The organism is Fluviicola sp. (genome assembly GCF_030151805.1).
In the GTDB taxonomy this organism is placed as follows: domain Bacteria; phylum Bacteroidota; class Bacteroidia; order Flavobacteriales_D; family Crocinitomicaceae; genus Fluviicola.
Genome location: NZ_JASLCN010000360.1, coordinates 1 through 11,193 on the forward strand (window position 1 = coordinate 1; position 11,193 = coordinate 11,193).

General features: G+C 40.6%; 13 protein-coding genes. 9 read left to right on the forward strand and 4 right to left on the reverse strand.

The window, feature by feature from the left end:
- Positions 1-345: glycosyltransferase family 9 protein (locus Q1V93_RS13670; protein ID WP_300665453.1), on the forward strand; the 345-nt coding region annotated here is incomplete at its 5' end.
- 238 nt (positions 346-583) lie between these two features.
- On the opposite strand, the gene Q1V93_RS13675 is transcribed toward Q1V93_RS13670, so the two are convergent.
- Complete coding sequence (locus Q1V93_RS13675; RefSeq protein ID WP_300665454.1) at positions 584-1,096, reverse strand: acyl-CoA thioesterase; 513 nt, start codon at positions 1,094-1,096, stop codon at positions 584-586.
- A gap of 106 nt (positions 1,097-1,202) precedes the next feature.
- On the opposite strand from Q1V93_RS13675, the gene Q1V93_RS13680 reads away from it, so the two are divergent.
- The gene (locus Q1V93_RS13680; RefSeq protein ID WP_300665455.1) at positions 1,203-2,189 is read left to right on the forward strand and encodes a bifunctional phosphoglucose/phosphomannose isomerase; all 987 of its coding nucleotides are present in this window, start codon (positions 1,203-1,205) and stop codon (positions 2,187-2,189) included.
- Between the two features lie 110 nt (positions 2,190-2,299).
- Here the strand turns inward: Q1V93_RS13680 and Q1V93_RS13685 are convergent, their stop codons facing one another.
- Entirely contained in the window at positions 2,300-3,097 is a 798-nt protein-coding gene (locus Q1V93_RS13685; RefSeq protein ID WP_300665456.1) for a hypothetical protein, read from the reverse strand.
- A 104-nt stretch (positions 3,098-3,201) separates the two neighbouring features.
- On the opposite strand from Q1V93_RS13685, the gene Q1V93_RS13690 reads away from it, so the two are divergent.
- The 7 genes from Q1V93_RS13690 to nadD all read left to right on the forward strand — a co-directional run bounded on the left by Q1V93_RS13690 (position 3,202) and on the right by nadD (position 9,848).
- Positions 3,202-4,089, forward strand: coding sequence for a TIGR01777 family oxidoreductase (locus Q1V93_RS13690; RefSeq protein ID WP_300665457.1), 888 nt, complete (start codon positions 3,202-3,204; stop codon positions 4,087-4,089).
- Positions 4,090-4,349: 260 nt separating this feature from the next.
- On the forward strand, positions 4,350-5,924 hold the full coding sequence (locus Q1V93_RS13695) for a hypothetical protein (protein ID WP_300665458.1): 1,575 nt from the start codon (positions 4,350-4,352) through the stop codon (positions 5,922-5,924).
- Positions 5,925-6,072: 148 nt separating this feature from the next.
- Positions 6,073-6,531: a thioredoxin-dependent thiol peroxidase gene (bcp, locus tag Q1V93_RS13700; RefSeq protein WP_300665459.1), complete on the forward strand. Its 459-nt coding sequence runs from the start codon at positions 6,073-6,075 to the stop codon at positions 6,529-6,531.
- Positions 6,532-6,612: 81 nt separating this feature from the next.
- Positions 6,613-7,644 carry a recombinase RecA gene (gene recA / locus Q1V93_RS13705; protein ID WP_300665460.1) on the forward strand — a complete coding sequence of 344 codons (1,032 nt, stop codon included), beginning with the start codon at positions 6,613-6,615 and terminating at the stop codon, positions 7,642-7,644.
- Positions 7,645-7,784: 140 nt separating this feature from the next.
- The gene (locus tag Q1V93_RS13710; RefSeq protein WP_300665462.1) at positions 7,785-8,651 is read left to right on the forward strand and encodes a YicC/YloC family endoribonuclease; all 867 of its coding nucleotides are present in this window, start codon (positions 7,785-7,787) and stop codon (positions 8,649-8,651) included.
- Between the two features lies 1 nt (position 8,652).
- Positions 8,653-9,237, forward strand: a complete 585-nt coding sequence (gmk, locus tag Q1V93_RS13715; RefSeq protein WP_300665464.1) for a guanylate kinase — start codon at positions 8,653-8,655, stop codon at positions 9,235-9,237.
- Complete coding sequence (nadD, locus tag Q1V93_RS13720) at positions 9,234-9,848, forward strand: nicotinate (nicotinamide) nucleotide adenylyltransferase (protein WP_300665465.1); 615 nt, start codon at positions 9,234-9,236, stop codon at positions 9,846-9,848. The genes gmk and nadD overlap by 4 nt, the downstream gene beginning before the upstream one ends.
- Here nadD and Q1V93_RS13725 read toward each other — a convergent pair.
- Both Q1V93_RS13725 and Q1V93_RS13730 read right to left on the reverse strand, forming a co-directional pair.
- A complete protein-coding gene (locus Q1V93_RS13725; RefSeq protein WP_300665467.1) occupies positions 9,845-10,081 on the reverse strand; it encodes a hypothetical protein in 237 nt (78 codons plus the stop codon). The genes nadD and Q1V93_RS13725 overlap by 4 nt on opposite strands.
- Positions 10,082-10,292: 211 nt before the next feature.
- Positions 10,293-11,193 (reverse strand): DEAD/DEAH box helicase (locus Q1V93_RS13730; protein WP_300665468.1); only part of this gene is annotated, 901 nt, incomplete at its 5' end.

Sequence of the window (11,193 nt, forward strand, 5' to 3'; positions counted from 1 at the left end):
CTTGAAAACAAACAGGTACTTGATTTGTGTGGAAAATTATCACTCAGACAATCTGCTTTTATGACCAAAACCTGCAGGAAATTGTTGACAGGAGATACCGGATTGATGCACATTGCGAGTTGTTTCGAAACTCAGATTGTAAGCGTTTGGGGAAATACGGTTCCGGATTTCGGAATGTATACGTATGCGCCGCAAAACCCGGCATTGTATTCCATTCATGAAGTAAACGGATTGTCTTGCAGACCCTGCTCGAAAATCGGGTATAAGGAATGCCCTAAAAAGCATTTCAATTGCATGCATTTGCAAGATGCGGAAATGATTGCGATGGATTTACAGGATTGTTAATGTAATACCGGGTTATTCTGATATTCGTTTGAGACGTTTGAGATGTTCGAAATAGGGACAAATCAACGTTGGACGTAATATTGCGGAATTACATTCGGTAACGAATAGTGTTAAATTCCCGAATAGATAAGGCCAAAACGCTTGAATACATTGGAAAATGGTTAAAAACCGGGAAGTTGATTTGAAATGAAAAATCTGGACGTAATTCCGCAATATTACGTCCGGGATCACAAATTTATTAATCAGCAAACAACTTTCTCAATTCAGTAGCATCTTTCGGGCTCATCTTCTTCGCCAGAATCAGGGCCAGCTGCTTTCTTCTCAAAGCTCCTTCGAAACGCTCAATTTCCTCTTCCGTTTCAGGAACCAGCTCCGGAACCTGGATTGGTCCACCATGTTGGTCCACAGCTACAAAAGTGTAAATGGCCTCATTGGATTTGCTGAGTTTTCCGGTGATGTTATCTTCTACAAAAACATCCACAAAAACCTCCATGGAAGAATTGAAAGCACGGGAAACTTTTGCTTCCAGAGTTACAATTGATGCATGATTGATCGGAGAGTTGAAACTCACATTGTTTACATTTGCCGTTACGACTACTCTTTTTGAATGTCTGTGAGCAGAAACACTTGCAATTTCGTCCATCCAGGCCAATAATTGACCGCCAAACAAATTTCCCAGTGTATTCGTGTCGTTTGGCAACACAACTTTAGTCGTGATAGCCAGTGTTTCCGATGCTTTTCTAGACTTCATCTTCAATTTTTCGGTAAAAGTACACTAATTTATTTCCGTGTGAAGATTTTTAAAATTTCTTCTGTTATAAAAAGCCTTACTATATTTACAAACTTCAAAGTGAATTATGGAAAAACTCATTCAGGAATTTTCGTCCAACATTAGCGAAGCTCTCGAAATTGCGGCTAAAACAACTTTTACCAAACCGAATAATGACATCCGAAACATTGTTATTTGCGGGATGGGAGGCTCAGGCATTGGTGGTAAGATTGTTTCTCAGTGGGTTGAAAATTACTGTCCGGTTCCGGTGTTGTCGATTCAGGATTATGAATTGCCCGCATTTGTGGACAAGCACAGCCTTGTAATTGGTTCTTCTTATTCCGGAAACACGGAGGAAACCTTATTTGCTTTGGAAGACGCAAAACAAAAAGGAGCAACAATCCTCGGAATTTGTTCCGGAGGTGCTTTGGAAACCTTTTGTAAAACGAATAACTACCAATATGTCATTGTTCCGGGAGGAAATCCGCCAAGAACAGCTTTGGCATTTTCATTGGTTCAGTTGTGCAATATTTTCCTTCAATTGGGGTATGCGCAAAAAACGATCCTGAATGAAATCTCCAACGGGAAAAACATCATTGATTCGGAGTTCATTCATATAAAGTCTGAAGCGATGCGTGTAGCGAAAGAACTTCAGAAAAGAACAGTTGCAGTTTATGCGGGTTCTTCCTACGAAGGCATTACGATTCGTGCAAAACAGCAGCTCAACGAAAACTCAAAAGAATTGTGCTGGCAGCATGTGATTCCTGAAATGAACCACAACGAACTTGTTGGATGGGGTGGAGGAGATAACCGCTATGCGTGTTTGTTTATCCAAACCGGAGATCTGACCATGCGCAATCAAAAACGATTCGACATCTCGGTTGAACGCACCAAATCAAAAACGGATAAAGTAGAAATCATTCAGGCAAAAGGAGCAACAATCGTAGAAAAAAGTATTTACCTGATCCATTTGATCGACTGGATTTCCTTATATCTGAGCGATTTGAAACACGGAGATCCGATCGAGATTGAGATCATTGATTATCTGAAAGCTGAATTGGGGAAAATCAAATAGAACGTATTCAAAAGCTGGCTTCGACTTCGCTCAGTTGGCTTTTGATTGAGACATAAAAAAAGGTACACTGAGCGAAGTCGAAGTGTACCTTTTTAATTTCATGTTGTAGTTTAGTCTACAAATTTCCCGCCGGCATATACCTGGAATTCAAAACCGCGATCGTCGTGAACTTCAAAATTCACCTTCACTTTTGCACCGATATATTTTTCAGGTTCGCTATATAAAATGTTAATCAGCTGATCTTTATAATCCAATCTCAAAGCAGTTGTAAATCCGTTCGGATCATCCGGTCCCAGAATTACATAACTAAACATATCCTGGTGAACAAATCCCTGGAAAGTCGTTGCAAACTCCTTCTCCGAATTCAAGGCATCCATTGCGCGATCCATTTTGATCGGATGAAGCGGAGCCGGTTTGTAACTCTTTTTGTTGATATCGTCCTGGAATGAAGCAGTGCGCTCTTTTGTTTTGATGATCTTTCCCTTCTCGTCGTAATACGAAATACGATCAATAAAAACAGCCTCGTTCGTTCCGTCGATCTGGTCAATAAGCTCTTGCGTCATGAAAGGTTTTCCGTCATTCAGATAGTAAAAACGCGTACCGTTTGTTTTTCCGTTTCCGTCAGAAAATTGCTCTTCCAGGATTTGAAGAACGCTGGCCGTATCCAAATGACCGATCACCTCGACCATCGTTCCGTCTCCTTTTTCATAATGCAAAGAATTAGCTGTAAGCCCGGAAGATTCCGTGATTTTTTTCAATTGCAACAAATGCTCATCCATTTCAGCTTCGTTTTTGAAATGCTTGACGATCGTCTTTTTCTCTTTTTCCTTTTCGGAATTTTGAGTTGAATTATCAGAACCGCAAGAGACTAATCCGATAAGTAATACAGGGAAAATATACTTTTTCATAGCTTTTATTTCATTCAGAATGACCTGACGTGTAAAAGTAACAGGTTTATAACAAACGGAGGAGTTTTTTTCATCTAAATTAGGACTCAAATTGAAAGAGCAGCATGGAAAAAATTCTGATAGCAGGTGGTTCCGGATTGATTGGAACGGGGTTGGCACAACATTTAAGAAGTTTGGGCCATGAAGTTTGGATTCTGACACGCAGGAATTCTGATCCGGAACATTTTTTCCTGAATTGGGATCCGGTCAAAAAGACAATTGACCCGCTGGCTCTTGAAAACACAAGCGTTTTAATTAACCTCTGCGGTGCAGAAATGGCAGCAAAAAGATGGACGAAATCGCGGATTCAGGAACTCTATGATTCGCGGATCGAAACCACGCGCTTTTTGTTTAAAACCTTTAAAACCTCCCCGGATTTGAAGCAGTACGTTTCTGCTTCCGGAGCAGTAGCTTATGGTTTTGAGGACCAGGAAAAGTTGCATCAGGAAGAAGATGCTTTCGGCAATGATTTGATTTCAGACATTACCCGAAAGTGGGAACAAGCGGCAGACCAGTTTCAGGAATATTGCATGGTATCCAAAATACGGATTGCGGTTGTATTGAGCGAACACGGTGGTGCTTTGGCAAGATTGGCTGATCCTGTGAAAAAAGGATTTGGTGCTGTTCTGGGTTCGGGAGAACAACCCATTCCATGGATTGCTGCGGATGATTTGTCACGCCTGTTCGGACATGTGATTACCAACAAACTGGAAGGAGTTTATCATGCGTCTGCCGGAAATACCACGAATAAAGAACTCACCCGGATGATCGCCAAAGTCTTGAAAAAAAGATTGTTGCCTGCGGTTCCCGGTTTTATTATCCGGGTACTCTTCGGGAAAATGGCGATCATGCTATTATTTGGCAACCGGGTTTCCAATGTGAGAATCCGATCCACCGGATTTTCTTTCCAATCGGAAGATCTTAATTCAACAATTCGACGTATTTTTGGGTAAACAAAAAACCCTTTGTCAAAGACAAAGGATTTTTTTGCTATTAATCGAAAAAACAAGAGCACCCCTACTCCTGTTACTCAAATGAGTACATTTTAAGGACAAATGATGATTAAATCATTCGTATAATACAAAGATGAAACAAGATGTTAAATATTCGAAATCAATGTTTTCGATATTTACGATAACCAAGCGTTAATTGACATTGATTAAACCACTGATAATCAACAAACTACAAACGATAATTTAAGGTAAAAATTACAATGTCCACAGGGTCAACAGATAGTTTAGTTCGTTTGATTGCTTCCTTATCAAAGGCTGAAAAACGAAGTTTTAAGCTTTATGCAAATCGAAGTTCTTCTTCCCAGGAGGAAATAAAGTATTTGCAGCTGTTTGATTTTATTGATAAAACCGAAAATTACTCGGATGAATTGGCAATTGCCAAGATCAGTGGAATGAAAAAGAGTCAGCTTTCAAATATTAAAGCGCACTTATATAAGCAATTGCTCACCAGTTTAAGATTGCAGCATGCACCGCATTTGCCTACGATCGAAATCCGGGAATCTATGGATCACGCCTTGATTTTGTATGAAAAAGGATTCTACAATCAGGCATTGAAACTATTGGAAAAAGCCAAACAAAATGCTATTAAGATCCAATCAACGGTGCTGCACCTGGAAATTCTGGATTTTGAAAAATTCATAGAATCACAGCATATTACACGAAGCGTTTCTTCGCGTGCAGATGAATTGACAGCAGAAAGCCGGGATTTGAGTAAACACATCCAGGGAAGTATTCAATTTTCGAATTTATCGCTGCAGCTTTATGCGTTAAATGTGAAAGTAGGTTTTGTGCGGGATGAGAAAGATTACCGTTTCGTCAAAGAATTCTTCGCAAAACGACTGCCCGAATACAAAATTTCGGAGTTGAGCTTCGAGGAGAAAATGCACCTCTACAATGCGTATGTCTGGTATTATTATATCACGCAGGACTTCCTGATGTGCTTCAAATATGCCAGTTTGTGGGTGAAATTGTTTGAAGATCACTCGCATGTGAAAGATCATTACCGCGAGATGTATCTGAAAGGTCTTTACAACCTGCAGAATGCCTTGTTTAACCTGAGAAATCACAAGCGCCTGCTGGAGTCGATAGAAAAATTGGAAAGCGCGGATCTGGGAGACAGGGATAATGAGAATATTGCCCTCCTGCATCGCAATTACTGGCTTACGGCCAAAATAAATTACTATTATTTGTGCGGGACTTTCTCCGAAGGGTTGGAGATCGTACCGAAAGTAGAACAATTCATTTCGGATCACGAAGACCGTTTGGATAACCACCGGATCATGATTCTGTATTATAAGGTTGCATGTCTTTATTTCGGAAACGGCGACAATAAAATGGCGATCAAGTATCTGAATCGCATTATTCAGCTGAAAGATGTTTCCCTTCGGGAAGATATTCAGGCCTTTGCGCGGATTCTGAACCTGATTGCACATTTCGAATTGGGAACAGATGATCATTTACTGGATTACCAGATCAAATCGGTGTATCGTTTCTTGAGAAATATGGGAGATTTGCATGGAGTGCAGCACGAAATCCTGAATTTCCTGCGCCAGCTTCCGTTTGCAGATGACCGCTCATTGATGCGAGCCTTCCGGATTTTACATGGAAAACTGGTAAAACTTTCTAAACTGCCTTATGAAAAACGACCGTTCCTGTACCTCGATATTATCTCGTGGTTGGAATGCAAGATCGAAAAACGAACTGTTCAGGAAGTGATCCGCAGTAAATTTTTATTGGAGCAGGAAACCGGACACAGTGTTTATTTCCCTGAATAACAGGATATTAAAGTTAATTTCAAATACACGCACAATCATTCTGACGAAAAATTAAACAAAAAAACAGGCTAAAATTTGTCAATTTCAAATAAAGCTGTACTTTTGACTATATATTCGTCAGATAAACGTTTAAATACTCAACAATTAGATGACAGGATTAAAAACAGGTGACCGCATGCCGGATTTCCGGGGGACGGATCAAAATGGAAAAGAAATTACGAATCAGGATTTTGCAGGAAAGAAACTGGTGATTTACTTTTATCCGAAAGACAATACTCCCGCTTGTATCAATCAGGCTTGCAGCTTGAGAGATTCGTACCAGGAGTTGCTGAAAAAAGGATATTCGCTTTTAGGAGTAAGTATGGATACGGAAAAAATGCATACCCGGTTTATTGAAAAGTTTAGCTTACCTTTTCCATTGATAGCGGATACGGAACGAAAGATGATTGATGCGTTCAAAGTGTGGGGCTTGAAAAAGTTTATGGGACGCGAATACGATGGCATTCACCGGACAACATTTGTTGTGAACGAAAAGGGGATTATTACCCATATTATTGAGAAACCAAAGACGAAAATTCACGGTGAGGAGATTTTAAATTTAAACTGATCAGAACATCGTAAGTAGTTTACGACCTACTGGGTGTACATTTGCAGAAACGATAACAAAAACGATTAAAATTTAAACGATATGGCAGTTAAAGAAATCAACCCGGAAAAATTGAAAGCACTTCAGCTAACAATGGAAAAGTTAGACAAGACTTTCGGAAAAGGATCTGTAATGAAATTAGGAGACAATGCAATTGAAGAAGTGGAAGTAATTCCTTCCGGTTCAATTACACTGGATCTGGCATTAGGAGTAAACGGTTATCCAAAAGGAAGAATCGTTGAAATTTACGGACCGGAATCATCCGGAAAAACAACCCTGGCGATTCATGCAATTGCAGAAGTGCAAAAGCAAGGTGGAATTGCTGCGATTGTGGATGCTGAACATGCATTTGACCAGTTTTACGCACAAAAATTGGGTGTGGATATTGAAAACTTATTGATCTCTCAACCTGATAACGGTGAACAAGCATTGGAAATTGCAGACAGTTTGATTCGTTCAGGAGCAGTTGACTTATTAGTCATTGACTCTGTAGCAGCATTGACTCCGAAGGCAGAAATCGAAGGAGAAATGGGCGATTCACAAATGGGATTACAAGCTCGTTTGATGTCAAAAGCACTTCGTAAACTAACCGGTTCGATCAACAAGGCAAAATGCTGTTGTATTTTCATCAACCAGTTGCGTGATAAGATCGGAGTAATGTTTGGAAACCCTGAAACGACAACAGGAGGAAATGCGTTGAAATTCTACGCTTCCATGCGTATTGATATCCGCAGAGCAAGCCAGATTAAAGAAGGAGAAGACGTCATTGGTAACCGCGTAAAAGTGAAAGTGGTGAAAAACAAAGTAGCTCCTCCGTTCCGCAAAGCTGAATTTGACGTTATGTATGGAGAAGGAATTTCCAAAGTGGGTGAAATTATCGACCTTGGAGTAGAATTGAATATCCTGAAGAAAAGTGGATCCTGGTTCTCCTACGGGGAAACCCGATTAGGACAAGGAAGAGATTCCGTTAAAAATATGATTGCCGATAACCCGGAATTAATGGACGAGTTAGAAGCAAAAATCAAAGAAGCTCTTGGTGCTAACGGCACTGCAGTGCCAGTAGCCCAGGACTAACTGCATATCGTTTCCAATAAGTCCCGTGAGTAATTGCGGGACTTATATTGGAACACGAAAATCAAACCTAACAAATTCTTAAAGCCCCGAAATAACACCTTCTCGACAATATTTCCGTACTTTTGCCCAAACTGAAGCAAATGGTATTATCAATGACCGGCTACGGAAAAGCAAGCGGATCCTTCCAGGGGAAGAAGATCGTTGTGGAAATCCGATCCTTAAATAGTAAGAGTTTAGATTTGAATATGCGTGCAATTCCGTTGTATCGCGAGATTGAATTGGAAAATCGCTCAATAGTTGCTGAATTACTGGACAGAGGAAAAGTAGAATTATCTATTTCTTTGGAAAATTCCGGTGATACAAAGAACTATGTGATCAACCGCGATCTGGCTAAGGCTTACTACAAGGATATCAAAGAAACAGCTGAGTTACTTGGAGAACCAACAAGCGACCTGCTTTCATTAGTACTTCGCATGCCGGAGATCTATTCGAATGACAAAGAAGCGCTTTCTGATGAGGAATCAACATTTGTTCAGGGATTGGTACGTGAAGCGTGCCAGCATTTGAACGAATTCCGTAAGCAGGAAGGTGATCAGTTAAAAAAGGATTTCGAATCGAATATCAAGCGCATTGATGAATTGCTTGCCGAAGTTCCTAAATACGAAACAGCACGTATCGAAGCAGTTCGTGAACGGATGAAAACCGGATTGGAAAAAATCACAAATATTTCCATTGATCTGAACCGTTTGGAGCAGGAAATCATTTTCTACATCGAAAAAATGGATGTTTCGGAAGAGAAAATGCGCCTTTCAAATCACTTGAATTATTTTCTTGAAACCATGAATATTCCGTTTTGCGGAAAGAAACTGGGTTTTATCACACAGGAAATCGGTCGTGAAATCAACACACTTGGAAGCAAATCCTACCATGTGGAAATGCAAAAGTTAGTGGTTGAAATGAAAGATCATTTAGAAAAAATCAAAGAGCAGGTTTTAAATACGCTTTAGAATGAAGTTTGACCCAAGTGCCGGTAAATGCATTATTTTTTCAGCTCCTTCGGGCGCCGGTAAAACAACGATCGTGCAGCACCTGTTGGGAAAGATTCCCGAACTGGCTTTTTCCATTTCAGCGTGTAGCCGCGAACCCCGCGGAGAAGAAGAGCACGGAAAACATTATTATTTTCTCGGAATCGAAGGCTTCAAGCAGAAAATCGGAGAAGGAGCTTTTGTAGAATGGGAAGAAGTTTACACCGATAATTTTTACGGAACGCTGGTATCTGAATTGGATCGGATCTGGTCGGCAGGAAAAACGGTAATCTTTGATGTTGACGTAATCGGAGGATTGAATCTGAAGAAAATCATCGGAAAGAATGCCCTGGCGATCTTTGTACAACCTCCTTCTTTCGGAGCTCTGGAAGAGCGTTTGAGAGCCCGCAGCACAGAATCGGAAGAAAAGATCGGCATGCGTTTGGCGAAGGCTCAAATGGAATTGGATCGCGCTCCGGATTTCGATTACATTCTCCTGAATGATGAGTTGGACCGTGCCTGCAAGGAGGCGGAAACACTTGTTCGAACATTTATTTCCAAACAATGAGAGTCGGTTTATACTTCGGAACTTTTAACCCGATTCATGTCGGTCATTTAGTCATTGCGAATTACATGGCTGAATACACGGACATTGACCAGGTTTGGATGGTGGTAACACCACAGAATCCGTTGAAATTGAAATCTTCGCTGCTGCCGGATTATCATCGTCTGGCAATTGTAAATGAAGCGATCCAGGACAATGTGAATCTGAAGGCTTCCGATATCGAATTTAAACTTCCGCAACCGAATTATACGGCAACTACTTTGGCTTACCTGAAGGAAAAGTATCCGAACTACGAATTCTCTTTGATTATGGGAGAAGACAATTTGAGAACATTCCACAAATGGTACAATCACGAACATTTACTGGAAAACTACAAGTTCTACGTATATCCGCGCGTGCTAACGCTTCAGGAAGAGGAAGAAGTTCAGGAAATCGGTCATCATCCGGAAAACGGATTCAAAAATCACCCGAATATTATTATGTGTGAAGAAGCTCCGGTGATGAAAGTGTCGTCCAGTTTCGTGAGACACGCGATCAAAGAGGGGAAAGATGTCCGTTACCTGCTTACAGAACCTGTTCGCAAGTACATCGACGAAATGAATTTTTACCGTTAAGCTGTTTTTTTGCGTTTGAATAAACGTGCAATTTGCTTGCGGAAGAAAAACATCAGAATCAAATAAGGAATTGCAATCAAAAACAAAATCCCGGTGTTGATAGACGAACCGAAGGAGTTCTCGTTCAATTCACTTCCCTGCTGCGCCAAAAGCTTGCATTGAGAACATCCTTGCCCAAAAGCGAAATCAACTGCGATTAATGCGATTGCAAGTAAAAACAATCCTTTTTTCATGCTTCAAAAATACGAACAAACGCTCAGAATGAACCTGCTTTTTCAGGATTTAACATATATGGATGGAGCATGTCTTGAGATATTTCCTTCTAAGGAAAGGATTTAGACTTGTCGAAGCAGGATCTCAGCCTCATTCCTGAAGGGCTTTGAATGAGACAAGCCTTTTGCACCACTTTTTGGTGACTGAAAAAGTGTAAAATATTAAAATTGATTATAAAAGTTCAATCAACTCTTTTCGGTTCAGTTGTTTCAAAGTACTGATATCCGTATGCACCAAATCCGTGATCAATTCCCGCTTGCGTTTTTGTAATTCAAGGATTTTTTCTTCAATGGTGTTTGGAGTAATCAAACGAACGGCAACCACTTTCTTATCCTGACCAATGCGATAAGCGCGGTCAATAGCCTGGTTCTCCACTGCCGGATTCCACCACGGATCAATCAGAAAAACGTAATCGGCCTGGGTTAAATTCAAGCCCATTCCTCCGGCTTTCAAACTGATCAGGAAAACCCGGATTTCATTGTTTTCCTGAAAAGCATTCACCACTTCTTTTCGTTTTTTGGTTTGCCCGGTAAGAATGGAATAACGGATATTTCGTTCTTCCAATGCTTTTTCCACGAGGTTCAGCATACCTACGAACTGAGAGAAAACAAGAATTTTATGGTGTTTCTTTTTGTCTTCGATCTGTTCGATCAGTTCCTGGATTTTTGCAGACTGATCGCCATAAGAAACGCCATTTTCATTGATCAATGCCGGAGAGTTGCAAATTTGTCTCAGTTTGGTTAACCCGGAAAGTACGTGCATACTGCTTTGTCCGTCTAAGAAGTCGGGTTCACTCATCAGGTATTCCTTCAATTCCGTTTTGTACACGTCGTACACTCTGCGCTGTTCGTGATCCATTTCACAATAAACGACCATTTCCGTTTTTTCAGGAAGTTCGGTTGCAACTTGTTTTTTGGTTCTTCTCAACAGAAAAGGATGAATGCGTCTCTGCAATTCTTTTGCGCGTCTGCTGTCCTGGAATTTATCAATCGGAACAGCGTAATGATCTTTGAATTGTTTGATGGAACCAAACATGCCCGGATTACAGAAAGAAAGAATGGCAAAAATATCG